Source organism: Kitasatospora sp. NPDC091207 (genome assembly GCF_044768625.1).
Taxonomy (GTDB): Bacteria; Actinomycetota; Actinomycetes; order Streptomycetales; family Streptomycetaceae; genus Kitasatospora.
The window spans coordinates 62,645-88,144 of sequence record NZ_JBIVVS010000014.1 but is presented as its reverse complement, the minus strand read 5'-3'; the positions used below and the strand labels follow the sequence as shown (position 1 = coordinate 88,144).

Below are 25,500 nucleotides of genomic sequence, written 5' to 3'. Positions count from 1 at the left end.
CCGGGCGCCGGCCGCCCCCGGGCCGGACCGGGGGGCGGCCGGCCACCCGGCCCCGACCCCGGGTCACCCCAGGCGCGCGTCGAACGCCAGGGCCTCGACGAGCTCGCCGACCCGCCGCTCCGGCAGGCCCCGGGACACGAACCAGGCACCGACGTTGCGCACGTCGCGCTCCAGGAACGAACGTCCGCGCGGATTGGCGACCACATCCACGATCTGCGGCACATCGATGATCACCAACCGCCCGCCGTGGACAAGGATGTTGTAGGCCGACAGGTCCCCGTGCGCGTAGCCGTCACCCGCCAGCAGCGACAGGCTGCGACCCAGCTGCTCCCACAGGTCCTCGACGTCCACCTCCTCCGCCCGCAGCTGCGCGAGGCGCGGCGCGGCCGTGCCGTTCTCGTCGCCGACGAACTCCATCAGGATCTCCGTGCCGGTGATCTGCACCGGGTACGGGACGGCCACGCCGGCCGACCAGAGCCGGCACAGGGCCGTGAACTCGGCGCCGGCCCACTGCGCGGCGATGGCCTCCTTGCCGAACGCGGTGCGCTTGGCCATCGCCCGGGCGATCCGGGACTCCTTGTGCCGGCGGCCCTCCAGGTACCCGGAGTCCCGGTGGAACATCCGGTGCTGGGCGTCGCGGTAGCGCTTGGCCGCCATCAGCGTGCGCCGGCCGGTGCCCGGCACGCCGCGTTCGAGGAGGAACACGTCGGCCTCCTTGCCGGTCTTCACCAGCCCGAGCTCGGTGTCGACCGCCGCGAGCTCCGTCACCACCCAGGCAGGGCGCGGCTCGGGCCCCTTCTCGGTGGGCGTGGACCGGTCCCAGGTCGACCAGCGATCGCCCCCGGCCGGGCCGTCACCGGCCGGGCCCGAGTGGGCCGCCCCGTCATAGCTGACGTGGGAGTCGTCGCCGACGTGATCGTCATAGGTGTCGTAGCCGTGCTGCTCGGCCGGGCCGGAGAGCCCGGGCCCGAAGGCCTCCTGGTACACGGCATCGGGCTCGTGGTCGTCGAACCGCTCGGACCGGCGGCCGCGGCGGGGTGCGCCCTTGGCGCGAATGCGGGAGAAGGAATCGGTGTCGGAAAAGCGCTCGCGCACTGTGGTGGCTCCTGAGGAACGGCCCACCGGTGCGCCAGTTGTGAGGCGTCGTCAGCCGATGGGCGAAAGACGAGAGGAAGAGGCGTATGGCGCGCACACGAGGGCGCGCCGCGACACGGCGGCAACCATCGGGACACACCTCCTCTGCTTCTCCACGTCAGTCCTCACACCGCGGCACAGGAGTGCGGCGGCGGAGCCACGGCGACACCGCGGCGAGAACGGTCGACAGCTTAGCGTCGTCCAACATCGGCGCAACCGAATATTTCCGCCGCCGCACGGGCCGCGCCGTCGCCGTCGACCGGGACGCACCACCGCCACCCCACCGCCACCACCCCACCGCCCCGCCGTCCGACATGCCGCGCACGGCCCAAGGTCGCCGAGCGGCGGGGGTCGGCGCGGAAGAATGCGGGCCATCGCTACCAGCCGGGAGGCCAAACCGTGGGCGGCACACCGAAGTTCGACAGCTGGGAGGTCCGGGAGTCCGGACCGCCCGATGCCCCGCACCGGGTGCTGCTGCTGCCCGGCGGGCTGTGCGGCACGGCCTTCTACGACGATATGACGGCCGCCCCTCCCCTCGCCGACGCGCCGATCCGGCTGGTGGCGGCGACCGTCCCGGGCCACGCGGGGACGGTCGCGCCCGAGGACGTGTCGATGGAGAACTACGCGGCGATCACCGGCGCCTTCGCGGCCGAGCACGGCTGCACGGCCGTGGTCGGCCACAGCGTCGGCGCCAACATCGCGCTGGAGATGGTGGGCGGCGGGCACTTCGCCGGGCCGGTGGTCCTGCTCTCCCCCACGTTCTCGCGACCGGACGAGTCCACGGCGCTGGCGGTCGCCACCGCACTCGGACGGGTCCCCGGGCTCGGCGCGCTGACCTGGCCGGCGATGCTCTGGCTGACGCCCAAGGTGCTGGCCGACAGCATTCCGGAACGGCGCAGGGAGGCACTGGTCGCCGATCTGAGGAAGAACTCCGCGTCGTTCTGCCGGCGGGCGATGGCCGAGTACTTCGCCTATCTGGACCGGCACGGCCAACTGGTCCCACGGCTGTGCGGATCCGGGGCGCGGGCCTGGGTGGTGCGCGGCGACCGGGACGAGGTGGGGCTCACCGACGCCGAACACGCCGCGCTCGAAGCATGCCCCTCCGTCACCCTGGAGGTGATCCCGGACAGCGGGCACCTGGTGATGGTGGAACAGCCGGGGGCGGTGGCCCGTCTGGTCGCCGACGTCGTCCTCGGCCCGCGCCAGTGACCGCCCGGCCTGGGTTGCCGTCGCCCACCGGAGGACGGACATTCGTGGTGGTGCGGTCGGCGGCCCCCGCCCGGGAGACCGGCCGCCGGCAGCGAGTCCGAGCGACGTTGCGGAGGGTGCGGCGATGAGCAGGGTGGAGGAGTCGATCGACGTGGACGTGCCGGTCGGCGTCGTCTACGACCAGTGGACGAGCTTCGAGCGCTTCCCGGAGTTCATGGAGGGCGTGGAGGAGGTCAGGCAGCTGGACGACACGCACGCCCACTGGCGGACGAAGATCGCCGGGTTGTCCCGGGAGTTCGAGACCGAGATCGTCGAGAGGGTCCCCGACGAGCGGGTGTCCTGGCGCACCAGCAGCGACAACGTGAAGCACACCGGGACGGTCTCGCTGCAGGCGATCGACGGGACCCGCACGCGCGTCAGGATGACCATGGACTTCCAGCCCACCGGATTCGCCGAGAAGGCCGCCGACAAGCTGGGCGTGCTCGATCGCATGGTGAGCGGTGACCTGCGTCGTTTCAAGCAGTTCGTCGAGTCGCGCGGCGCCGGGCCCGACGCCCGGGGCGACGGCGCCTGACCGACGCCGCCCGGCCCGCCCGCCCGATATTTCGGTGGGGGCCGAACGGTGGAACCCGTAGCTTCTCCGCATGGACCTTTCAGCGACGGGCGTGGCCCCGAGGGACGGCAGGGCACTGGCGGCGGCTTCGACGGCGGTGGTGCTGTGGGCGTCCGCCTTCGTGGCGATCCGGAGTGCGGGCGACCACTTCGGGCCGGGGTCGCTCGCGCTCGGGCGGCTGCTGGTGGGGGCGGTGGCGCTGCTCGGACTGCTGGTGTACCGCCGGGAGGGCCTGCCGCCGCGGTCCGCCTGGCCGGGGATCGTCACCTCGGGCGTGCTCTGGTTCGGCCTGTACATGGTCGTGTTGAACTGGGGCGAGACGCAGGTCGACGCGGGCACGGCGGCGATGCTGGTCGGCATCGGCCCCGTGCTGATCGCCCTGCTGGGCGGCCGGCTGCTGCGTGAGGGGCTCCCGCCCAAGCTGGTGGCCGGGATGGCGGTCTCGCTGGCCGGCGTGGTCGTGGTGGGTCTCTCCACCTCGGGCGGGGACGGCAGTTCGGTGCTCGGGATCGCGCTCTGCGTGCTCGCGGCGGTGGCCTACGCGGCGGGAGTGGTGAGCCAGAAGCCCGCCCTGCGGCACGGCACCGCGCTCCAGGTGACGACGTTCGGCTGTCTGATCGGTGCGGCGGCCTGCCTGCCGTTCGCCCCGCGGCTGGTGTCGGACCTGGCGGCGGCACCCCTGTCCGCGACGCTCGACGTGGTGTACCTGGGCCTGTTCCCGACCGCGCTGGCGTTCACCACCTGGGCCTACGCGCTCTCCCGGACGACCGCGGCGCGCATGGGCGCGACGACCTACTCGGTGCCGACCCTGGTCGTCCTGATGGCGTGGGCGCTGCTCGGCGAGGCACCCGCGCCGCTCACCCTGATGGGTGGCGTGCTCTGCCTGGCCGGCGTCGCCGTCTCCCGCCGCGGCTGACCGGGCCACACCGCGGCGCCCTTCCCGGCCGGCCCCGCGGGTGTGGGGCCGAGCGCTCGGCCCCACACCCGCGGGGCCGGGCTCAGAACCCGCGCGCGGCGGCGCCGCCGCGCAGCAGGGCGAACGCCTCGGCCGTCTCGGCGTCGGCCTTCCGGGCGGCCTCGGCGAAGTCCAGCCCGCCGGCGAGCCGGCTCCAGGTGGCGTGGGCGAGCACCTGGCGCACCGCCGTGTACTGGGCGGCGACCAGCCGGGCGGCCACCGCCCCGTCCGGGTCCAGCGCCTCGGTGAGCGCGCGGGTGTCGGCCTCCAGGTAGTCGAAGAGGTGGGCGGAGAGGCTGGGGGTCTCGTAGACCAGCCGGAGGAAGGCCAGCACCTCGGGGTCGTCGGTCAGTCCGGTGTTGGGGTCGCGGGCCGCCAGCCCGGCCTGGTGGTGGCGCTCCAGGGCGTCCAGCGCGGTGAGCCCGGCCGCGCGGTCGCGCACGACCCGCCCGGCCTCGCCGAGGTGGTCGGCGAAGCGGTGCAGGACCAGCTCCTCCTTGCTGCCGAAGTAGCGGAAGAGCGTGGGCTTGGACACCTCGGCGACAGCGGCGATCTCGGCCACCGACACCTGCTCGAACCCCCGGTCGAGGAACAGGGCGATGGCCGCGTCGGCGATGGCCTGCCGGGTGCGCTGCTTCTTGAGGGTCCGCAGACCCGTGTCTGGCTCGCTCGGGCTCATGCCCCGATCATAACCCGGATAAATTTGTTACTGGGTTGCATTTCTTACCCGGTTGCCGTTTCATGGTGTGCACCGACAACCGGAAGGGCGGACACGCCATGACAACCGTGGTGATCGTGGGAGCAGGACCGACCGGACTGACCCTGGCGTGCGGGCTGGCACGACAGGGCGTCGCGGTCCGGGTCATCGAGAAGGCGGACGCGTTCCCCACCGGCTCGCGCGGAAAGACGCTCAACCCGCGCAGCCTGGAGGTCCTCGCCGACCTGGGCCTCGGCGAGCGACTGGCAGCCGCGGGCCGCACCCACCTGCCGTTCCGCAAGTACTTCGCCGGCGAGTTCGTCAACGAGACCGAGCCGTTCGCCGGCATCCGCCCCAGCGCCGGCGTCCCGCAGCCGGCGGGCCTGTGGCTGCCGCAGACCCGGGTGGAGCGACTGCTGCGCGAGCGGCTCGCCGAGTACGGCGTGACGGTCGAACTCGCCACCGAGCTGGTGGACTTCACCCAGGACGGCGACGGGGTCGAGGTCCGCCTCGCGGACGGCGGGCGGATCCGCGCCGCGTACCTGGTCGCCTGCGACGGCGGCCGCTCCACGGTCCGCAAGCTCCTGGGCATACCGTTCGTCGGGGACAGCGCCCCGGAGCCGATGATGGTCTGCGGCGATGTCGAGGTCGAGGGGCTGGACCGGGGCGCCTGGCACCAGTGGTTCGGGCCGGAGGGCGTGTTCATGCTCTGCCCGTTCGAGGGCACCCGCCGCTGGCAGCTGCAGGCCACCCCGGAGACGGACGCCGACGGCCGGACGGTCCCCCCGTCGCTGGAGAGCTTCCGACGGCTGGCCGCCCTGCACACCGGCCGGTCGGACCTCGTCCTCACCAACGCGACCTGGCTCTCCACCTGGCGGGTCAACGTCCGGGTCGCCCAGCGGTACCGCACCGGCCGGGCCTTCCTGGCCGGCGACTGCGCGCACGTCCACCCCACCGCCGGCGGGCTCGGCATGAACACCGGCATCCAGGACGCCTGGAACCTCGCCTGGAAGCTCGGGTACGTGGTGCGCGGTCTCGCCGCGCCGGCCCTGCTGGACACCTACCAGGAGGAACGCCTGCCGATCGCCGCCTGGACCCTCGACGTCAGCACGGCCGGCATGGCCGCCGTCACCGAGGGCATCAGCACCCCCGGCGTCGGCGTCGAAGCCGGCCGGGTGGGCGATCTCACCGGCCTCTCGCTCGGCTACCCGTGGAGCCGGCTGGCCGCCGCGGACCCCGGTGGCCCACTGCGGGCCGGCGACCGGGCACCGGACGCCGTCTGCCCCGGCCCCGACGCCACGCCCGGCCGGCTCTTCGACCACTTCACCGGCGACCACTTCACCCTGCTCGGCCTGGGCCCGGGCGCCCGCCCCGCACTCACCGCCCTGCCGGACCACCTCCGGGCGGTGGCGCTCGACGATCCCGACGGCTCCGTCCGCCGGGCCTACGGGATCACCGGCGACGCCCTCGTTCTCGTCCGGCCGGACAACCACGTCGCCCTCGCCGTCCCGGCGGCCGGCCGCGCGGAGGTGCTCGGCTACCTCGCCGCACTGCGGTAGCGGGGGCGGACGGGCCGTCAACTCCGGCGTCACACCCCCTGGTCGGCGGCGGCCATCCCTAAACGCTACGCCTTTGCTTTAGGGATGGCCCTGCCCTAGGATCAGCTCACGCAAAGACGGAGCTTTAGCAGCGGGACTCGCGCGCCCCCGGGCCGCCCGGCCGCCGCCGACCAGCACGACACCCCGTACGAAGGGCACACCGGACCATGCGCACCCCGTCCACCGTCCCGGAGGACACCTCCCCCGCCGGCGCCCCCGGCTGGACCGTCGGCGACCTCACCGTCCACCGGATCGACGAGACCGCGCTGCCCCCCGGGACCGGTCCCTGGCTCCTCCCGGACGCCACCCCCGAGATCGTCCGCGGGCAGCCGTGGCTGTCCCCCGACTTCGCCGACCGCGCCGGCCGGCCGCTGCTCGACAGCCACACCTTCGCGTTCACCGTCGGCGGCCTGAAGGTCCTGGTGGACACCGGCATCGGCAACGGCAAGACCCGGGCCAACCCGGCCTGGCACGACCTCGACACCGACTACCTCGACCGCCTGACCGCCGCCGGGTACCCGCCCACCACCGTCGACCTCGTCGTCCTCACCCACCTGCACACCGACCACGTCGGCTGGAACACCCGCGCCGACGGGGACGGCACGTGGCGCCCCACCTTCCCCAACGCCCGCTACCTCACCTCGCGCACCGAACGCGCGTACTGGGCCGCCCAGGACATGGACGAACCGCGCCGCCAGACGTTCCGCGACTCCGTCCACCCGGTGGAGGAGGCCGGACTGCTCGACCTGGTCGACCTCGACCCGGACGGCACCGAGGTAGCCCCGGGCCTGCGGCTGCTGCCCACCCCCGGCCACACCCCGGGCCACCTGGCCGTCCAGCTGTCCAGCGGCGGCGAGGCGGCCGTCGTGACCGGTGACTGCGTCCACCACCCGGTCCAGTTCGCCCACCCCGGCATCGGCAGCTGCGTCGACACCGACCCGGCTCGGTCGCGGGCGACCCGCCGGACCCTGCTGCGCTCGCTCGCCGACACCGGCGCCCTGGTCCTCGGCACCCACTTCCCCCCGCCGACCGCCGGCCGGGTCGTCGCCCACGGCGACGGCTACCGGCTGGCCCCCGTCCCCGGCGCCCACCGGCCGGCCCGCTGAGCACAGGGGCTCGCGGACCGGCCGGCGGGCGCGGCGGGGGCCGTGGATCCCCCCGGACCGGAAGCGCCCGGCCTCAGCCCACCGGCTCGGGCGCGCGCCGGGCCGATACGCCGGTCGCGGCCCCGGCGCCCTTCGCCGCGCCCAGGGCGGTGCCACGCGTCTCCTCGGCCCACAGGACACACACCAGCAGGCCGACCGCCGTGGTGGCGGCCGCGATCAGCATGGTCGGCCCGGTACCGAGCCCGCTGAGCGACAGGGGCAGCAGATACGTGCCCACCGCCGCACCGATCCGGCTCACCGATGTCGCGACACCGACCGCCGTGGCCCGGATCTCGGTCGGGAAGAGCTCGTTCGGGTAGGTCCAGTCGAGCACGTTGGGCCCACCGCACAGGAACGCGTAGGCACAGAGCGCGATGACGGCGACGGCGGCGGGGGCGGCGGGCCAGACGCCCAGCAGGGCGAGCGGGACGATCATCAGGGCGAAGGACCAGATGATCACCGGGCGGCGGCCCCAGGTGTCGATCAGCCGCAGGGCCGGGAAGCAGCCCAGCAGGAAGACCAGGCTCACCAGACCGGTGCCCAGCGTCTCCAGCACGGTGCCGCCCGGCATCCCGAAGGAGGCGAGGATCTGCGGGCCGAAGGTCAGCATCGCGAACAGCGGGCCGACCTGGCAGAGGAAGAACAGGCCGCAGAACAGCGTGCGGCGCCGGTAGGGCTGGGTCATCAGCAGCCGCAGACCGCCGGGGCGGCCGGCCTCGGCGGGGTCCGGCATCAGCTCCCGGCCGTCCACCCGGACACCGAGGTGCTTCTCGACCACGCGCACCGCGTCACCGACCCGCCCGTGGGCGGCGAGCCAGCGCGGGGACTCCGGCGAGCCGCGCCGGATCACCAGGAACACCACGCACAGGACGGCGGAGCTGGCCAGCATCCAGCGCCAGCTGCCCGGCCCGCCGATCCGCAGGAACAGATAGCCCGTCACATAGGCGAGGACGGAACCGGCGTACCAGGCGATGATCTGCTGCCCCAGCAGCCGGCCGCGGTCACGGGCCGGCAGCCACTCGGCGAGCAGCGAGGTCGCGATCGGGTAGTCGGCCGCCACCGCCAGACCGAGCACGAAGCGCAGCACGGCGATCGCCCACACCGTGTCGACCCAGAAGGAGAGCACCGAACAGGCCACCATCACCAACAGGTCGGCGGTGTACATCACCTCCCGGCCGATCTTGTCGGTCAGCACGCCGAAGAGCGCGCCCCCGACGAACATGCCGACCAGGGCCGCGGCGCCGATCAGGCTCACCTCGGCGGTGGAGAGGCCGAGTTCGGGACGCATCCCGATCAGGGCCACGCCGACGATGCTCAGGATGTAGCCGTCCAGCAGGGGTCCACCGGAGCAGGCCAGGGCCAGTCTCCGATGGAAGGCGGTATACGGGGCGTTGTCGATGGTTCGGGACATGGAATTCGGGTCCTCCGGGGCGTACGGCGGTGCTCCCGCACTCCGTACGCCTGGTAGACGGCAGAAGTCGGGGCCGCCCGGGCGGGCGGCCCCGTCACCCGGGCTCACCGGGCGACCGTCCACGGTTGCCCCGTCCGGGCCGGTCCCGACGAGGACGAAGGTCTGCCGGACCGAGGCCCTTGGTCCCGAACCGGACGGGCCCTGCGACCCGTGCGTTCGGGGCTCCGGCCTGCCAGGCCCGGGCGGCGCCGCCCCGCACGTGACGACGGCGGGGACCGGGTGACGCTGGTCACGTCCACCCGGCAATACATCCCATTTGCCTGATATGCACCCCTTTCAAGCCCGGGAACGGCCCGCGGAGCCGCCCGCCCGCCACCCGGCTCGCCGGCCCGTCCGGGAAACCGGCCGGCCTGCCGCCATTCATGCCGTAGAGTCGTGTTCACCGACGCGGGGTGGAGCAGCTCGGTAGCTCGCTGGGCTCATAACCCAGAGGTCGCAGGTTCAAATCCTGTCCCCGCTACTGCCACGGCCCCGGCGCTCAACGCGCCGGGGCCGTCGTCGTGTCACCGACGTGCGGGCCCGTCGCCGCTCCCGCGCGCGGCACGGGCGGCGCCACCGGTCCTACTCGCCGGTAATCTCCTCCGTCGAAGCCCTGGACAGCCGGGCCCGCCTGGTCCACGATTCACCTCCATGACCCCTGCCCAGGCCCCCCGGGACGCCGTGCCCGCCGCTCTCCTCGACGCCGTCCTCGGCGTGGCCGAGGACATCGCGGCGCTGCTCCGCGACCGCCCCGACAGCGGCCGGCCGATCCCCGGCGCCCGGTGGACCGTGGGCGAGGCCGCGGCCCACCTCGCGCTGGCCAACGAACTGATGGCCGCGCTGGCCGGCGGTGAGCGGCGCGGTTACGGGGACGGGACACCGGACGGCCTGGCCGAGGCCAACGCGGCCTCGCTGGCCGCCTTCCCCGAACGTGACGCGACGGTCCTCGCCGGGGAGATCGTCCGGCACGCCCGCGCCTTCACCACGGCCTGTGCCGGACGGCCGGCGTCGGCCCCGGCGCTGACCCCGCTCGGGCCGATGGACCTCGCCACGCTGGCCTCGTACCTGCTCACCCACATGCTCGGCCACGGCTACGACCTGGCCCTCGCGCTGCGGCGGCCGCACATGGTCGACCGCCACCGGGTGGCCCTGACCGTGCCGTTCCTGATGACCGCCATGCCCAGGGTGGTCGACGCCGGGTCCGCCGCCGGCCACTCGGCCCGCTACGACCTGCGGGTGCGCGGCGGTGCCCGCTTCACGGTGACCTTCCGCGACGGCGTCGCCACCGTCTCCCCCGGACCGGTGCCGCAGCCCGACTGCACGATCCTCACCGAGCCGGTGACCTTCCTGCTGCTCGCCCTGGGCCGGTGCAACCCGTTCGCCGTGCTGGCCCGCGGCAAGGTGCTCGCCTGGGGCCGCAAGCCCTGGCTGGCCCTGGGGTTCCCGCTGCTGTTCAACGCGCCCTGAGACCGTCTCCGGCCGCCACCCGGCGCCGGGTGGCTCAGGGCAGCCGTCCCCAGGCGGTGACCAGGCCGGGCGAGAGGTCGGCGACGGTACCCGAGAGCAGTGCCGCGCGGGCCTCGTCGAGGACTCCCGCGTCGACGAGGCCGGTGGCGAGCATGCCCGCGCGGGTGCGGTCCCAGGTGTCCAGCCAGAACGCGGTGATCGGGGCGTCCGGGACCAGGGCGGGGACGAAGACCTCCGCGCCGACCCCGGTCAGCCCGAGTTCGCGCAGCAGCCGCGGGTAGTCGGGCGTCCAGCTGATGTCGGTGCCGATGGACGCCCCCAGGGCGCGCCACATCGCCCGCATCGCACGCCGGTACGGGGTGTCGGGCGGGCCGGCCGCGGTGAGGTCGACCGGGTCCCCCAGGACGAGGCAACCGCCCGGGGCGAGGAGGTCCCGCAACCGGGCCATCACCCGGTGCCGCTCCGGCAGGTGCATCAGCACGAAGCGCGCGTGCACCAGGTCGAAGCGGCCGGGGTCGAAGTCCGGCGCGGCGATGTCGGCGGTGAGCGTGCGCAGCGCGCCACCCGCGTACGGGTCGACGAAGCGGGTGTCCCGGTCGACGGCGAGCACCTCGGCGGCCCCGCCGGCCGTCGCCAGCCAGCGCGCCACGGTCCCGGTGCCGGCCCCCACGTCGCAGCAGCGGACCTCGGGGCCGACCCCGAGGGCGCGCAGCCGGGCCCGGGTGATGTGGTCGTAGGCGAGGGAGCCGAGGTCGATGCGCTCGCCCTCGCCGGGCTGCCACGGCTCGAAGAGCGACTCCCCGTACCCGCCGTCGGCTCCGGCCGGGCCCGGCGCCACCGGGTCGATGGGCATCGGTCGTCCTCCCGTCACGCCGTCCGGGCGCCCCCGTCCGACCGCGGACGGCAGGCTCGCCGCGACCGGCCGCGACCTGCGCCGCGGGCTCCGCCCAGCCTAGCGAGGCCCGGGCGCCCCGTCGCCCCGGCCGGCCGGGGCCACCGGCCGGCAGCGCCGCACGGCGGCCGACGGGCTCGCCCGGCCCCGGCCGCCGAATCCCGATACGCTGAGCGAGGAGGCTCCGGGCCCGAGGTGGGGGCGAGGTCGGCCACACCGTGCGGAGGTGCGAGGTGCCGGGAGAATCAGAGCCGCGACGGCGGCGCGACGCCCTGCCCGCGGTCGCGGCGGTGTTACGCCGCTTCCCCTTCACAGCCGCCACCGCCGCCGTGATCCTGCTGCTGGGACTGGGCGTCGGCGGGTTGTGGGACGCGGTGTCCGACCGGTCCTGGTACCCGGACGTCGCGTACGGCCTGCCGTCGTTCGAGCACGGGCGCTGGTGGACCCTGGCCACCGGACCGCTGTTCTGCGCGACGCCGATCGGCTACCTCCCGGTGCTCGTCGGCGTCGTCCTGCTGTGCGGTCTCGCGGAGGCCCGGATCGGGACCCGCTGGACCGCCGCGGTGACGGTCGCCGGCCAGCTCGGCGCCGTGCTGCTGGCCGCCCTGCTGCTGTTCGCCCTGCGGCACACCGCGTGGACCTGGGCGAAGGACCTCGCCGGCGATGTCGACGTCGGCATCTCGGCGGGCGTGCTCTGCGCGGGCGCGGTGGCCTCGGCGGCCCTGGCCTCACCGTGGCGCCAGCGGCTGCGGCTGGGCCTGGCCGCCTACGCGGGCGTGTCCCTGCTGTACGTCGGAGGGCTGGACGATCTGGAGCACGCGCTGGCGGTCGCCGGCGGGCTGGCGGCGACCCACTGGCTGCGGGTGCCGGGAGCGGCCCGGACCTCCGGCCGGCTCAGCCGCCGGGAGTGGCGGCTGCTGGCGGTGGCCGGTCTGGTCCTGATCGCGGCGATCCTGCTGGTCGTCTGGCTGGTGCCGGGCCACGGCCCGGTCGGCGAGACCAGGGGACTGGGCGGACCGGGCTGGCAGGTCCTGCTGTCGCTGGCGGTCATCGCCCTCCTGGTCAACGGGCTGCGCCGGGGCCGGCGCACCGCCTGGCGCTGGACGGTGCTGCTCTGCGCGCTGAACGCGCTGCTGGGCCTGTTCGTGGCGGTCGCGTACGTGATCGGCAAGGCCCTCGACGAACAGGTCACCGTCACGGGCGCGGCGGTGTTCGTCCCCACCTCCGTGCTCTGGACCGCCGAGCTGGTGGTGCTGATCGCCGGCCGGGACGCGTTCCGGGCGCGGCGACCGCGCGGCCGGGCCCCCGTGCCGGGCAGCCGGCCACCGGCGGCCGCGACGCCGGCGGACCAGGACCCCCGCGGCCGGGCCGCGGACCTGCTCGTGCACCGGGGCGGGGAGAACCTGTCCTGGATGACCACCTGGCCGGACAACTCCTACTTCTTCCCCGCCGACGACGGCGGGAGCTACGTCGCCTACCGGGCGCACGCCGGCGTCGCCGTCGCCCTGGGCGATCCGGTGGGCGCGGAGGCCGACCGGGCCCGGACGATCACCCGCTTCGCCGAGATGTGCGACCGCGCGGGGCTGGTCCCGTGCCTGTTCTCCGCCACCGCCCGGGCCGCCGGGACCACCGACGCGCTGGGCTGGCGGTCCGTCCAGGTCGCCGAGGACACCGTGATCGACCTGCCGGACCTGGAGTTCCGCGGCAAGGCCTGGCAGGACGTGCGCACCGCCCTGAACCGCGCCAGGAAGGACGGCGTCGAGTACCGGCTCGTCTCGCTCGCCGAGCAGCCGCGCCCGATCCTGTCCCAGGTCCGCGGCATCTCCGAGGAGTGGGTCGGCGACATGGGTCTGCCGGAGATGGGGTTCACCCTCGGTGGAGTGGAGGAGGCGATGGATCCCCGGATGCGGGTCGGGCTGGCCCTGGAGGGCGAGGAGCACCTCCACGGTGTGACGTCGTGGATGCCGGTGTACGGCACGGACGGAGTACCGCGGGGCTGGACCCTGGACATGATGCGCCGGCGCCGCGACGGGTTCCGGCCGGTGGTCGAGTTCATGATCGCCTCCAGTTGCCTGGCCCTGCGGGACGAGGGCGCGGGCTACCTCTCGCTCTCCGGCGCGCCACTGGCCCGCACCGGCCCCGCCCGGGCGCCCACCGTGCTGGACCGGATCCTCGACCAGTTGGGCGCGGCGATGGAGCCGTACTACGGCTTCCGCTCGCTGCACTCCTTCAAGGCGAAGTTCCAACCGCACTACGAGCCGATGTTCCTGCTCTACCGCGACGAGGCCGACCTGCCGCGGATCGGCCTGTCGCTGCTGCGCTGCTACCTGCCCTCCGCGACGGTGCGCGACCTGCTCCGGGTCCCCGCGCACCACGGCTGACGGGGCGGACCCACCGTGCGGGGCGCGGCAGTCGAGGTCGACGTGGTCATCACCGTCCCCAACCAGGGTCTCGGGCTCTGGATGCTCGGCGCGTTCGTCCTGACCTTCACCGGCACCAGGGTGGTCACCCGGCTGATCAGGGCGGGCCGCGGGCCGTTCCGCGACGTCGCGGTCGGCGGCACCCATGTGCACCACCAGGTGTACGGCATCCTCGCGATGCTGGTGGCGGGCGCGATCGAGTTCTCGTACCGGCCGGGCACCCCCGGGGCGCAGATCCTGGCCGTGCTGTTCGGCGCGGGCGGCGCGCTGACCGTGGACGAGTTCGCGCTCTGGCTGCATCTGGAGGACGTCTACTGGGCGAAGGAGGGCCGCAAGTCCGTCGACGCGGCGTTCCTCGCGGTGGGGGTCGGCCTGCTGCTGGTCGCCGGGTTCAACCCGTTCTCCGACATCGGCCACGGCGCCGCCGACCAGGCGGTCTTCGCCGGGCTGATGCTCGTCAACCTGGCCCTGTGCGTCGGCACGATCCTCAAGGGCAAGACGGCGCTCGGGGTGATCGGCCTGCTGGTCCCCCTCGTGGTCGGGCTGGTCGGCGTCCTGCGGCTGGCCAAACCGGACTCCCCCTGGGCGCGCTGGCGCTACCGCCCGGGCTCACGCAAGGCCGCACGCGCCCTGCGCCGCTACCCGCCCGACCGCCGGACCCGCCTCGACGCCCTCAAGGACTTCGTCGGCGGCACCCCGCACCGCTGACCTGCCGGCGACCGCTGGGCCCGCGGTCGCCGGCAGGGTCCCGGCCGGGGGGCCGGAGCCTGGGGGCCGGAGCAGGGGGGCCGGAGCCTGGGGGGCCGGAGCCTGGGGCTGCCCACCTCCCCGTCCGGGGCGGCTGGGGATCAGTCCAGCATGCGCTCGATCAGGTCGGCGGCCTGCGCGGTGCCGCCCTCGGCCCGCGCCTCGGCCCGCAGTCGTGCCGAACGGCGGGTGACCTCCGGGTCCGCGACGAGTTCACTCAGCGCGGTCCACAGGGCCTCGGCCGTGGCATCAGCGGTGTCGATGCGGCGGGCCACGCCCAACTCCACCAGCCGGTCGGCGTTGACGAACTGTTCGGCGGCCTGCGGGACGGCGATCATCGGCACCCCGGCCAGCAGCCCTTCGCCGCAGCCGCCCATACCGGCATGGGTGACGAAGGCGTCGGCCTGTTCGAGGACCGCCCGCTGGGGCACCCAGGAATGCACCTCGACGTTGGACGGGACGCCGCCCAGCTCCCGCACGTCGGTGTACTTCCCGATCTGGAGCACCACGTGCCAGCCCGGCCGGTCGCCGAAGGCCGCCAGGCACCCGCGGTAGAACTCCGGCTGCCGGGTGTACGCCGAGCCCAGGGAGATCAGCAGGACGTTCCCGGCACCGGCCGGACGCGTCCAGCCGTCCTCGCCCCCGCGCGGGCCGCGGCAGGCGCCGACGAAGGTCACCACGTCGGGGTCGACCCGGTCCGCGTGCGGTTGCATCGTTCGGGGGATCAGGGCCAGGGCCCGGGCCGGGCGGCCGGAGAACGCGTCCACGTCGGTGGTGGACGCACCGCACCCGGCCAGCCACCCGGCGAACTTCGCCCGGTGGGCGTCGGCGCCCGGCAGCTGCCGCAGGTGGACGGCCACCTCCTGTTCGTACCCCTGCCAGGCCACGAAGGTCGGGGACAGCTGCAGCACGGGCCGGTCCTGTGCCTCGGCCAGGGCACGGGCGGCGTAGGCACCGATGTCGTACAGATACAGGTCCGCGGGGTCGCGGTCGTACGCGGCGCGCAGTTGCGGGAGGGCCTGGACGGCGTTGTCGAGGAACAGGTCCATCGCGGCGACGGCGTCGTCGGGCCAGTTGTTGTCGGCGACCGGCAGCACGGAGGCGCAGCGGACGAGTTCGGCGCCGGTGGGCGAGATCAGGCCGTTGACCGCCGGGTCGTTGGCGTAGGTCACCCGATGGCCGCGGGCCACCAGCTCGCGGATGATCTCAAGGCTGGGCAGGACGTGGCTGACGGCGGGAATGCCGACCATCGCGATATGGGCACGGCGACGGGACATGGCGGATCACACTCGTTTCAGGTCTACGGGGAGGAGGACACGGCGCACCCGGGCGCCCGCCGTCGCGGCGGGAAGCCACGCCGCCGGGGCGTCACAGGGGTGTGCGCGAGGAGGGCGGGGGCCCGCCCCGCCGGTGTCAGCCGTAGATCTGGTGGAAGCACATGCCCGGGACTCTAGCCCGCCGCCGGGCCGCCGCGCACGGCGATTTCCCGGCGGCCGGTGCGACGGGCACGGAGCCCGGTCGGGTGACGCCGGCGCGCGTCACCCGACCGGGCGCCGCAGCTCGGTGTAGACCGACCAGACCACCGAGACGGCGGGCACCGCGACCACGGCGCCGATCACCCCGGCCGCGATGCTGCCCGCGAGGACCGCGACCGCGACCACCACCGGGTGCAGGCTGACCGCCCGGCTCATCACCAGCGGGTGGAGCAGATGGCCCTCGATCTGGCCGATCACCACGATCAGCAGCAGTACCACGATCGCGGTCACCGGCCCCTTGGCGGCCAGCGCCACCAGCGAGGCGACCAGCATCGCGACCGGCGAGCCGACCAGCGGGACGAAGGAGGCCAGGAACTCCAGCACGGTCAGCGGCAGCGCGAGCGGCACGCCGAGGAAGAACAGGGCGATACCGACCATGATCGCGTTGCCCCCCGCGACGACGAAGATGCCCCGGGTGTAGCCGGCGAAGGTCCGCCAGGCCGCCCGGCCGCCCCGGTCGAGGTGATCGGCCGCGGCGGGCGGCAGCTGGGCGGCGGTCCACCGCCACATCCGCTCCCCGGAGTGCAGGAAGAACACCGACATGAAGAGGGCCAGCGCGCCGCCGGTCACCACCTCGAACGCCCGGTGGGCACCGCTGACGACCGTGCTGATCAGCGTCGAGCGGTGGTCGGAGGCGAAGTCGGAGATCTTGTGCTGGAGGTCGTCGAAGGCCGTCGGGTCGAGGCGGAACGGGGCTCCTTCGAGCAGCTTCTCCAGCCGGTCCAGGCCGCCCTGGAACTGGCCGGCCACGCGCGACACGTCGTCCGCCACGTTCTCGCCGATCAGGGCGAGCAGCCCGGCCGGCAGCAGGATCGCCACCGCCAGGCCGATCAGGACGGCGAGCGGGCGGGGGACGACCCGGTCGGCCAGGTCGACCACGGGCCGGACCACCGAGGTGATCACCAGGGCGAGGAAGGCGGCCAGCGTGATCAGGTGGAACTGCCCCAGCACCGTCAGCACCAGGTACCCGGCCACCGAGACGACGAGCAGCCGCCACGTGTAGTCGGAGAGCCGGCGCAGTGCCGGGCCCGCGCCGGCCCGGTCCGCCCCGGAGCCCGGCCGGCGGGGCCCGGGCCGTCTCACCCGCATACCGCGCCGCCGTCCGCCGCGCACCCCGCCCCGGCCGCGGGTACGGGGACCGGTCCGCCGTGCCCGGCACCGCCGGAGGGCGTGCGGCCGCCCGGTGTCGGGGGCCGGCCGTGGGACCGGGGACTGCTGGGGTGCGAAGGCGCCATGGATCCTGGATAGCGGGTGGAGTGCCGCACGGGCGGTTCCCGCGCCGACGGCCCCGCAGGCCGAGCACCCCCGCACCGGTGGGCCCCGGCGCCGGCCGGCCCCGCAGCGACGGACCGCCCGGCCGGCGGGCCCCGGCCGGTCACCCGCCGGAGCGGGCCCGGCGCAGCAGGTAGACCGCGGCGAAGGCGGCGAGCAGGGCCATGCAGGCGGCGAAGACCAGGCCCGCGTCGGCCAGGCCCAGTGGCTCGGCGAGCAGGCCGATCCCGATGACGGGGATCGAGATGCCGAAGTAGGCGACCACGAAGAGCGCGGAGAGGGCGCCACCGCGGTGCTCGGCGCGAGCGGCGGCGGCGATCTCGCCCACCGCGCCGCGCAGGCCCATGCCCTGGCCCGCGCCGCCCACCACGGCACTGAGCACCAGCGGCGGGAGGGTGGTCCGGGCGAGCGAGGCGGCCAGCAGGGCCAGCCCGGCGATGAGCACCAGGCAGCCCAGCGGGATCGCCCGCGCGGTGCCCAGGCGAGGCACCAGGAGCTGGCCGAGCGTCGAGGAGAAGAAGGCCGTGAACACGATCAGGCCGACGACCGCGGAGTTGTGCACGCCCAGGCTCTCGGCCAGGAAGGCCGGGCTGACCGAGGTGAAGACACCCAGCAGCGAGAAGCCGGCGAAGGCGGCGAGCCCGGCCGGCACGAACACCCCGCGGACCTCCGGCGGCACCGACAGCCGCCGCGGCCGGGCGCTGCGCAGCGGCCGGGCCCCGTCGACGGTCTCCGGGAGGAACCACATGACCGTGAACGACGCGGCGAGCAGTGCCAGGTGCACGACGAACGGCAGCACCAGGGCGTCGGGCGCGTACTCGGCGAGCAGCCCCGACAGCAGCGGTCCGCAGCCCAGGCCCCCCATGTTGGCGGCGGTCGCCACGAAACCGGCCCGGGCCTGCCGCCCGGGTGGGGCGAGCTCCAGCACGTACGCGGTGGCGGCGCCGGTGAACAGACCCGCCGACAGGCCGGACAGCAGGCGGCCCAGGCAGAGCAGCGGCAGGCCGCCCTCGGCCAGGAAGGCGACCGCGCTGCAGGCCGCGAGGGCCAGGCCGCAGAGCAGGACCGGCCGGCGGCCGACGGAGTCGGAGACGTTGCCGACGAACAGCAGCACGCCGATCACGCCGAAGGCGTAGACGGCGAACACCACCGTCACCATCAGTTCGGAGAAGCCGATCTCCTCCTGGTACCGCCCGTACAGCGGGGTGGGCAGGGTGGTGCCCGCCATGCAGACGGCGAAGGCGGCGGCGGCCCCGAGGTAGCCCAGCCGGCCGGCGGCGGGCCGCGCGTTCCGACGATCGGTCATCCGCCCACCGTAGGCGCCCGCTCGCGCCGACCTCGCGACGCGCGGGCGGGGCTGCGCCGAATGGCCGCGACCGGTCGGGGGCGGGGCGGGCCGCCCTCCCGGCCTGCCGGCTCCCGGCCGTTCCGGAATACTCGGGACCGGCCCGTCACGGCGCCCCAGGATCCGACGTCCTGACCCCGAACCCCTTGAGCGGATCGCGCACCGGTCGCTCAGGCCCGACGCACCGGAGAGCACACCATGAGGATTCACCTGTCCAGCGTCTTCGTCGACGACCAGGACAAGGCCCTGCGCTTCTACACCGACGTGCTGGGCTTCGTGAAGAAGACCGAAGTGCCGCTGGGCAAGGACCGGTGGCTGACCGTGGTCTCGCCGGACGACCGGGACGGGACGGAGCTGCTGCTGGAGCCCGACGGCCATCGTGCGGTGCGGCCGTACAAGACGGCGCTGGTGGAGGACGGCATCCCGGCCGCCTCCTTCGCCGTGGACGACGTCCGGGCGGAGTTCGAGCGGCTGAGCGGGCTCGGGGTGCGCTTCACCCAGGAGCCGCGGGACATGGGACCGGTCACCACCGCGGTGCTGGACGACACCTGCGGCAACCTGATCCAGCTCGTGCACCGGAGGTAGCGGCCGGGGGCTCGCGAGGCGGCCGGGCCGCGGTCCGGCCGCCCCAAGGAGCCGCCGTGGCAGGCCCGCTGGAAATGCCGACGGACGGCGAGCATCACCTGTTACGCTGCGTACGACCTGAAATTCGTGTGATCGAGGAGTGGCAGACGTGGCGGGTGACGACGACATCTCCGGGTGAGATCCGGATCTGACGGCCACCGGCCGGTGCTTCAGGAGCGCCGCAGCCCAAGTGGTCCGTTTCGTCGTACCCCTTTCCCGTATCTGCCCAGGGCAGAACTCTCCGTCCTGCCCTCAGTCTCCTTCGAGGTCACCTCCATGTCCGATGCCGCCGTCGTCTGCGCGAACGTCTCCTTCGCCTGGCCGGACGACACCCCGGTCTTCCACGACCTGTCCTTCACCCTGCCCGCCGGCCGGACCGGCCTGGTCGCCCCCAACGGCTCCGGCAAGAGCACCCTGCTCAAGCTCATCGCCGGCGAACTCCAGCCCTCGAAGGGCTCGTTCACGGTGACCGGCAAACTGGGCCACCTGCGCCAGAGCCTCCCCCTGACCGCCGGCCTCACGGTCGCCGAGGTGCTCGGCGTCGCCGACATCGTCCGGGCCATCGACGCCGTGGAGTCCGGCGACGTCGACGAGCGGCACTTCACCGCCATCGGCGACGACTGGGACATCGAGGAGCGCACCCGCGCCCAGCTCGACCGGCTCGGCCTGGGGCACCTCGCCCTGGACCGCAGCCTGGGCACGCTCAGTGGCGGCCAGATCGTCTCGCTCGGCCTCGCCGCCCAACTCCTCGGGCGGCCGGACGTGTTGCTGCTCGACGAACCGACCAACAACCTCGACACGGAGGCCCGGCACAAGCTCTACGACGTGCTGGCGGACTTCAACGGCTGCCTGCTGCTGGTCAGCCACGACCGCGCGCTGCTCGATCGCATGAGCCACATCGCCGAGCTCAGCAGCGGCGAACTCCGCTTCTACGGCGGCAACTTCACCGCGTACGAGGAGGCCGTCCGGGCCGAGCAGGAGGTCGCCGAGAAGAACATCCGCAACGCCGAGCAGGAACTGAAGCGGGAGAAGCGGGAGTTGCAGCAGGCCCGCGAACGCGCCGACCGCCGCGCGAGCAATGCCGCCCGCAACCTCAAGAGCGCCGGCCTGCCCCGCATCTTCGCCGGCACCATGAAGCGCGGCGCGCAGGAGTCCGCGGGCCGGGCGGGCCAGGTGCACGCGGACCGGGTCGGCGAGGCCAAGGCCCGGCTCGACGAGGCCGGCCGCGCCCTGCGCGAGGAGCAGCGCCTCTCCCTGGACCTGCCCGACACCCAGGTGCCCGCCGGTCGCAACCTCTTCCTCGGCGAGGGGATGCAGGTACGCCACGGCGCACGCGCCGTGTTCGCCGACGACGGCGTCGACCTGAGCGTCCGCGGCCCCGAGCGCATCGCGCTGACCGGCCCCAACGGCGCGGGGAAGTCCACCCTGCTGCGCCTGGTCACCGGGGACCTCGCCCCGGACGACGGCCGGATCACCCGCAACGACGGCCGGACCGCCTACCTCTCCCAGCGCCTCGACCTGCTGGACCTGGACCGCACGGTGGCGGAGAACTTCGCCGCGTTCGCCCCCGAGCGGCCCGAGGCGGAGCGGATGAACCTGCTCGCCCGCTTCCTCTTCCGCGGCGCCCGGGCCCACCTGCCGGTCGGGGTGCTCTCCGGCGGCGAGCGGCTGCGCGCCACCCTGGCCTGCGTGCTGTGCGCCGAGCCGGCCCCACAGCTGCTGCTGCTCGACGAGCCGACCAACAACCTCGACCTGGTCAGCGCGGGCCAGTTGGAGAGCGCGCTCAACTCGTACCGGGGCGCCTTCGTGGTGGTCAGCCACGACGAGCGGTTCCTCGCCGCGATCGGCGTCGACCGCTGGCTGCGGCTCGCCGACGGGGCGCTGCGGGAGACGGGGGCCCCCGTGGTCTGAGCCGCAGCGTGAGCCGCAGCGCGCGTCCCGGCCCGGCCCGGGACTCCGCGCCGGCGGGGCTACCCCCGGCAGTCGCGGTCCGGGGACGGGGCTACCCGGGTGCGGGGCTATCCGGGCAGGGCGGCCCGGCGCAGGTGGCGGCTCACGTCGCCGAGCAGGGTGTTGCGGACCTGCACACCGGGCGCGCCGATCAGGCCCGGGCCCACGCGCCGGCCGCACGGGACACCGGCTTGCCCGACCTCTCCCCGCGCCTCGCCCTGATCACCCACGGGGCCCTGGCGATGACGGCCGACGACGACGGGGAGGCGGCGGAGATGTACGCCCGCGCCCAGTCCCACCCGGCTACCGAACGGTTCCCGTTCGAGCTGGCGCGGATCCGCCTGGCGCACGGCATGCGGGTGCGCCGCGCCCAGGGCGGCGCGGCGGCCCGCCCGGTCCTCACCCCGCCGGCCGAGACGTTCGAGCGGCTCGGCGCCACCGCGTGGGCCACGCGGGCCAAGGCCGAACTGCGGGCCGCCGGGGTCGCGCCCCCACCCCGGTGCCCACCGCGGTGCCGCTGACGTGGCAGGAGTTCCGGGTCGCCGAACTGGCCGCCGGCGGCCTGACGAACAAGGAGATCGGCGAGCGGATCCGCCTGTCCCCCCGTACGGTCGGCGCCCACCTCTACCGCGTCTTCCCCAAGCTGGGCATCACCACCCGCGCCGCCCTGCGCGACGCCCTCAGCAGGACGGACCACCACCCCGCCGCACCCTGACGCCGGCCCGCACCGGGTCACCCGGCCGCTCCGGCCTCCCCCGAAGGCCGACGGCCGGGTGAGGGCGACCGGACGGCACGGGGCGCCCTGCCCCCGGTTCACACCCTCGTCAGGTCGATTCCCCGCCGTGTCGGCATCCAGAGGGAGTCGGCCGATCGGCCGAGCCAGATCGAGCAACCGGCGCCGTTGTCGGAGCGGACCGCCTCGACGACGACCAGGTACCCCGCGTCGGACTCCCACATCGCCGTCCACGTGCCGCTCCGCAGGGCGACGGTGGCGGACGCGTCCGCCGCCTCACTGGCGCAGACGCTCACCGGCACCGTCGCGACCCCGAGGCCACCGCCCGGCAGCAGTTCCACGCTCACGGCACCGTTCGCCCAGCGCCCGACCGGGTCGGGCAGGTCGGGGTGTCCACCGAACGGCCACCCGAAGACCGCCGCCACCGCACCCCCCGTCACCAGGGCCACCCCGGCACAGACCGCACCGTCCCGAACCCGACGCCGCCTTGCCGACCTCCCGGTCAAAGCCCCACCCCTCCCCCGGACGATGTCCGGAGGAGGCTAGCAGGCGCGGGACTCGGGCCCGGAGAGCGCGCTACGGCGACCGCGGACATCCGACAGCGCCGCTGACGCGGTTACCGCTCCGTCCCTCGGCCGACCGCACCGGCCGTGTCCGGGCGCGGCGCCGGCGCGGGCGGGCGGCCGGGCCCGCGCCACCCGACGGCGATGCCGGCGGCCGTGGCGGCCAGGGCACCGAGAAAGGCCCAGTCCGAGGCCTGCGACCAGGCGGCCACCCGGCCCGCCGCCCACTGGAGGTAGGGCAGCAACGCCACCGCGCCGAACCCCGCGCCGAGGACGGACAGGGTGAGCGCCGAGCGTCCGGACGGCCCCGGGCCGCGCCTCAGGAACCACAGCATCGGCAACAGCCCCAGCGTCAGAACGGCCGCGGGCAGCACCCCGGGCACCTTCCACAGCAGGTCGCCGCCGCAGAGCCAGGCCGCGAGCCGTACCCACAGCAGGCAGATCCCCTGACGGAGCGCCAGGAGCAGAAGCTCCCGCCGGCGGCCGGCGGGTCGGGTGGCGCGCATCAGCCGGGTGGCGGTGGCCGCCAGCACGCCCGCGAAGCCGGCGGCTACCGCCACGGGCAGGCCCAGGGCCCAGGGTCGGGTCTGCTCGGGGACGACGACAGGCCCGCGGACGGGGTAGCCCTGGAACGACCAGCTGCCGTCGGGCGTACCGCGCACCAGACCCAGACCGGGATAGTGGGCCAGCACCGCCCACCCCTCCGGCGCCACGACGACGAGCAGCTGGGCGGGGTACTGGTACCTGTTCCCGCTCGGTGACTCGGACGGGGTCGGCGCGGACGGCGCGGGCGCGGCCGGGTCCGTGTCGACCGCTCCTTCCGCGGGCGGCGTCGGAGTCGGCGTCGGGAGCAGCCGCTCGCGCCACGGAACCCCCGGGTCGAAGGCGGTCCGCCAGGTCAGGCCGCCGTCCTCACTGACCTCGATCGGCACACTGGAGTCGAGCAGACGGAAACAGCGCACGAGGGTGCCGGTCACGCAGTGTCCGTCCTGTGGCCGATACTCCGCCGGGCCGGACTTGTCGTAGCGGTGGCGTTTCAGCGAAGTCCAGGTCGCACCGCCGTCCTGCGACGTCCACCGGTCGTCCCGGGTGTCCAGGACCGGCTGCTTCCCGTTGATCCACAGCCTGGCAGAGGGCGGGTTGATGGTGGAGGTGGCCACCATCGCGACCACGGCCAGCGGCACCCCCGCGACGGCCGCCCACTGCCACGACCTCCGTGTCGTACGCGCCCGGGTCCACAGCCACCAGGCGATCCCGAGCGCGGGCAGGGCCACCAGGTCGCTCCGGTCCCCCTGGATCCGGCTCGGCACACCGCTCCACGACCAGACCGCGGAGGCGAGTTCGCCGCCCGCGGGGCCGGACTTCGCCACGGCGAACATCACCGCCGTGCCGGCCAGCCCGACGATCGCCGGCCAGTCGCCGCGAAGCCGCAGCAGCGGGGTCAGCACCAGCGCCAGGACCACCGGCGAGACCAGCATCCACGCCAGGTCACTGGCCTTGCCGGTCACCGCGCCCGGCCACATCCGCTTGCCGACATGGTCGTTGAACAGCAGCACCGCCACCGCACCCGACGTCCCCGGATGCCCCGCCCAGCGGACGACCGCCCGAACCTCTCCCCACTCCCCCAGTCCGCGCATGCCCCGAGTCTCCCCCGCCCAGGACACCGGCACGCCACCGACAGGTCACGCCGGGATACCGGATCCGGGCACCAGCCTTGCCTGGCGTGGATCATGACGGAGCGTCAGCGATTCGGTCGCGAGGCCGAGCGGTACGAACGTCCGGCTCCGGGCCGGGTCCACCGTCGGGCGGCGCTCCCGCCCCGTACCGGCCCGCGACCCGCGCCCCTTCACCCGGCGATGCGCACCGGCAGGCTGCGCACCCCCCTGAGCAGCACGCTCGGCCGGCGCTCCAGACCGGCCGGGTCGGCCGCCAGGGCGAGGTCGGGGCAGCGTGCGAGGAGGGCCCGGACGGCCGTCGCGGCCTCGGTGCGGGCCAGCGGGGCACCGAGGCAGTGGTGGATCCCGTGACCGAAGCCGAGCTGGCCGGCCGGCTTGCGCCGGATGTCGAACCGGTCGGGGTCGGGGAAGTGGCGCGGGTCCCGGGACGCGGCGGCCAGCGAGACCAGGACGGAGTCGCCGGCCGCGATCCGGGTGCCGCCGATCTCCAGGACCTCGGCGGCGAAGCGGAAGGCGGCGGCGCCGACCGGGCCGTCGTACCGGAGCATCTCCTCGATCGCGCCGTCGATCAGGGCCGGATCGGCGCGCAGGGCGGCGAGCTGGTCGGGGTGGGTGAGCAGGGCGAGCACACCGCCCGAGATGAGGTTGACCGTCGTCTCGTGGCCCGCGACGAGCAACAGGAAGGCCATGCCGAGGAGTTCCTCGGGCGACAGCGGTGCCGGCCCCGCCGCGGGTGTCCCGTCACCGGGCGCGGCGGCGGCGACGAGGGCGCTGAGCAGGTCGTCACCGGGATGGGCCCGCTTGTCCTCGATGAGGGCGGCGAAGTACGCGGTCATCCCGGTGACCGCGGCGCCGGCCGCCTCGGCCGAGGTGGGTGCCACGATCTCGCTGGACCAGCCGTGGAAGTCGCCGTGATCCGCCGCCGGCACCCCGAGCAACTCGCAGATGACGGTCAGCGGCAGCGGCAGCGCGAACGCGCTGACGAGATCGGCGGATCCCGCGTCGGCCATCGTGCCGAGCAGGCCGTCGAGCAAGTGGTCGGCGAGCTTCGCGATCCGGGGGGCCAGCGCCGCGATCCGGCCCGGCGTGAACTCGCGGGCGACGAGGGCCCGCAGGCGGGTGTGCTGGGGCGCGTCGGTCTGGAGCATGTTGAGGCCGATGGCGTGGCCGCCGTCGTCCGCCCAGGAGGCGGAGAAACGGATGTCGTTGCGCAGCCGCGGGTCGGTCAGGGCGGCACGGGCCTCGTCACGGGTCACGATCAGCCAGGCCTCGCCGGACTCGGGGACGAGGATGCGGTGCACCGGTCCCTTCGCGCGCAGGGCGGCGTAGACGGGGTACGGGTCGACGGTGACGTCGAGGCCGTCGGGAGCCAGGTCCTGAAGTGTCGGAGCGCGCACGGCGGTTCCCTCCCAGCGGTTAAACGGGCAGCGGTCCCCGTTTCCTGGTCGGAACCGTACCAGTAAACGGGGACGGAT

General features: G+C 74.6%; 23 protein-coding genes and 1 tRNA gene. 14 read left to right on the top strand and 10 right to left on the bottom strand.

The annotated features are described in order from the left end of the window. Window positions 1-63: 63 nt before the first annotated feature. On the bottom strand, window positions 64-1,095 hold the full coding sequence (locus ACIQTO_RS22940) for a serine protein kinase RIO (protein WP_402390978.1): 1,032 nt from the start codon (window positions 1,093-1,095) through the stop codon (window positions 64-66). 438 nt (window positions 1,096-1,533) lie between these two features. On the opposite strand from ACIQTO_RS22940, the gene ACIQTO_RS22935 reads away from it, so the two are divergent. From ACIQTO_RS22935 to ACIQTO_RS22925, 3 genes are all read left to right on the top strand, one after another. Then, window positions 1,534-2,343 carry an alpha/beta fold hydrolase gene (locus tag ACIQTO_RS22935; protein ID WP_402390975.1) on the top strand — a complete coding sequence of 270 codons (810 nt, stop codon included), beginning with the start codon at window positions 1,534-1,536 and terminating at the stop codon, window positions 2,341-2,343. A gap of 124 nt (window positions 2,344-2,467) precedes the next feature. Continuing rightward, window positions 2,468-2,917: an SRPBCC family protein gene (locus ACIQTO_RS22930; RefSeq protein ID WP_402390973.1), complete on the top strand. Its 450-nt coding sequence runs from the start codon at window positions 2,468-2,470 to the stop codon at window positions 2,915-2,917. 70 nt (window positions 2,918-2,987) lie between these two features. Next, window positions 2,988-3,872, top strand: coding sequence for a DMT family transporter (locus ACIQTO_RS22925; protein WP_402390970.1), 885 nt, complete (start codon window positions 2,988-2,990; stop codon window positions 3,870-3,872). 82 nt (window positions 3,873-3,954) lie between these two features. Here the strand turns inward: ACIQTO_RS22925 and ACIQTO_RS22920 are convergent, their stop codons facing one another. Next, window positions 3,955-4,590: a TetR/AcrR family transcriptional regulator gene (locus ACIQTO_RS22920; protein WP_402390968.1), complete on the bottom strand. Its 636-nt coding sequence runs from the start codon at window positions 4,588-4,590 to the stop codon at window positions 3,955-3,957. A gap of 62 nt (window positions 4,591-4,652) precedes the next feature. Here ACIQTO_RS22920 and ACIQTO_RS22915 point away from each other — a divergent pair, with 62 nt between their 5' ends. After that, window positions 4,653-6,167: an FAD-dependent monooxygenase gene (locus ACIQTO_RS22915; RefSeq protein WP_402390966.1), complete on the top strand. Its 1,515-nt coding sequence runs from the start codon at window positions 4,653-4,655 to the stop codon at window positions 6,165-6,167. Between the two features lie 206 nt (window positions 6,168-6,373). Continuing rightward, entirely contained in the window at window positions 6,374-7,312 is a 939-nt protein-coding gene (locus ACIQTO_RS22910) for an MBL fold metallo-hydrolase (RefSeq protein WP_402390964.1), read from the top strand. A gap of 73 nt (window positions 7,313-7,385) precedes the next feature. Here the strand turns inward: ACIQTO_RS22910 and ACIQTO_RS22905 are convergent, their stop codons facing one another. Beyond that, a complete protein-coding gene (locus ACIQTO_RS22905; RefSeq protein ID WP_402390961.1) occupies window positions 7,386-8,762 on the bottom strand; it encodes an MFS transporter in 1,377 nt (458 codons plus the stop codon). A 446-nt stretch (window positions 8,763-9,208) separates the two neighbouring features. Here ACIQTO_RS22905 and ACIQTO_RS22900 point away from each other — a divergent pair. Both ACIQTO_RS22900 and ACIQTO_RS22895 read left to right on the top strand, forming a co-directional pair. Beyond that, window positions 9,209-9,282: transfer RNA gene (locus ACIQTO_RS22900), tRNA-Met, on the top strand. Window positions 9,283-9,452: 170 nt separating this feature from the next. Beyond that, window positions 9,453-10,268 (top strand): maleylpyruvate isomerase family mycothiol-dependent enzyme, encoded by an 816-nt coding sequence (locus ACIQTO_RS22895; protein WP_402390958.1) that lies wholly within the window; start codon window positions 9,453-9,455, stop codon window positions 10,266-10,268. A gap of 34 nt (window positions 10,269-10,302) precedes the next feature. Here the strand turns inward: ACIQTO_RS22895 and ACIQTO_RS22890 are convergent, their stop codons facing one another. Further along, on the bottom strand, window positions 10,303-11,121 hold the full coding sequence (locus tag ACIQTO_RS22890; protein WP_402390955.1) for a class I SAM-dependent methyltransferase: 819 nt from the start codon (window positions 11,119-11,121) through the stop codon (window positions 10,303-10,305). 329 nt (window positions 11,122-11,450) lie between these two features. Here ACIQTO_RS22890 and ACIQTO_RS22885 point away from each other — a divergent pair, with 329 nt between their 5' ends. Continuing rightward, on the top strand, window positions 11,451-13,541 hold the full coding sequence (locus ACIQTO_RS22885; RefSeq protein WP_402390952.1) for a bifunctional lysylphosphatidylglycerol flippase/synthetase MprF: 2,091 nt from the start codon (window positions 11,451-11,453) through the stop codon (window positions 13,539-13,541). Window positions 13,542-13,556: 15 nt separating this feature from the next. Then, window positions 13,557-14,288, top strand: a complete 732-nt coding sequence (locus tag ACIQTO_RS22880; RefSeq protein ID WP_402390950.1) for a hypothetical protein — start codon at window positions 13,557-13,559, stop codon at window positions 14,286-14,288. A gap of 140 nt (window positions 14,289-14,428) precedes the next feature. Here the strand turns inward: ACIQTO_RS22880 and ACIQTO_RS22875 are convergent, their stop codons facing one another. The 3 genes from ACIQTO_RS22875 to ACIQTO_RS22865 form a co-directional block, all read right to left on the bottom strand. Next, window positions 14,429-15,604, bottom strand: coding sequence for a macrolide family glycosyltransferase (locus ACIQTO_RS22875; protein WP_402390947.1), 1,176 nt, complete (start codon window positions 15,602-15,604; stop codon window positions 14,429-14,431). Between the two features lie 261 nt (window positions 15,605-15,865). Continuing rightward, window positions 15,866-16,951, bottom strand: a complete 1,086-nt coding sequence (locus ACIQTO_RS22870) for an AI-2E family transporter (RefSeq protein ID WP_402390944.1) — start codon at window positions 16,949-16,951, stop codon at window positions 15,866-15,868. A gap of 286 nt (window positions 16,952-17,237) precedes the next feature. Further along, on the bottom strand, window positions 17,238-18,440 hold the full coding sequence (locus ACIQTO_RS22865) for an MFS transporter (protein WP_402390941.1): 1,203 nt from the start codon (window positions 18,438-18,440) through the stop codon (window positions 17,238-17,240). 237 nt (window positions 18,441-18,677) lie between these two features. Between ACIQTO_RS22865 and ACIQTO_RS22860 the strand changes: the two genes are divergently transcribed. The 5 genes from ACIQTO_RS22860 (at window position 18,678) to ACIQTO_RS22840 (ending at window position 21,768) form a co-directional block, all read left to right on the top strand. After that, on the top strand, window positions 18,678-19,064 hold the full coding sequence (locus ACIQTO_RS22860) for a VOC family protein (RefSeq protein WP_402390938.1): 387 nt from the start codon (window positions 18,678-18,680) through the stop codon (window positions 19,062-19,064). A 56-nt stretch (window positions 19,065-19,120) separates the two neighbouring features. Beyond that, window positions 19,121-19,255, top strand: a complete 135-nt coding sequence (locus ACIQTO_RS22855; RefSeq protein WP_402390936.1) for a hypothetical protein — start codon at window positions 19,121-19,123, stop codon at window positions 19,253-19,255. A 124-nt stretch (window positions 19,256-19,379) separates the two neighbouring features. Further along, window positions 19,380-21,014 (top strand): ribosomal protection-like ABC-F family protein, encoded by a 1,635-nt coding sequence (gene abc-f, locus ACIQTO_RS22850; RefSeq protein WP_402390933.1) that lies wholly within the window; start codon window positions 19,380-19,382, stop codon window positions 21,012-21,014. Window positions 21,015-21,244: 230 nt separating this feature from the next. After that, complete coding sequence (locus ACIQTO_RS22845; RefSeq protein WP_402390931.1) at window positions 21,245-21,574, top strand: hypothetical protein; 330 nt, start codon at window positions 21,245-21,247, stop codon at window positions 21,572-21,574. Beyond that, window positions 21,565-21,768, top strand: coding sequence for a response regulator transcription factor (locus tag ACIQTO_RS22840; protein WP_402390929.1), 204 nt, complete (start codon window positions 21,565-21,567; stop codon window positions 21,766-21,768). The genes ACIQTO_RS22845 and ACIQTO_RS22840 overlap by 10 nt, the downstream gene beginning before the upstream one ends. A gap of 98 nt (window positions 21,769-21,866) precedes the next feature. Here ACIQTO_RS22840 and ACIQTO_RS22835 read toward each other — a convergent pair whose 3' ends face one another. From ACIQTO_RS22835 to ACIQTO_RS22825, 3 genes are all read right to left on the bottom strand, one after another. Then, complete coding sequence (locus ACIQTO_RS22835; RefSeq protein WP_402390927.1) at window positions 21,867-22,226, bottom strand: hypothetical protein; 360 nt, start codon at window positions 22,224-22,226, stop codon at window positions 21,867-21,869. Window positions 22,227-22,402: 176 nt separating this feature from the next. Further along, window positions 22,403-23,986 carry a hypothetical protein gene (locus ACIQTO_RS22830; protein ID WP_402390924.1) on the bottom strand — a complete coding sequence of 528 codons (1,584 nt, stop codon included), beginning with the start codon at window positions 23,984-23,986 and terminating at the stop codon, window positions 22,403-22,405. A gap of 209 nt (window positions 23,987-24,195) precedes the next feature. Beyond that, window positions 24,196-25,422, bottom strand: a complete 1,227-nt coding sequence (locus ACIQTO_RS22825; protein ID WP_402390921.1) for a cytochrome P450 — start codon at window positions 25,420-25,422, stop codon at window positions 24,196-24,198. Between the last annotated feature and the right edge of the window lie 78 nt (window positions 25,423-25,500).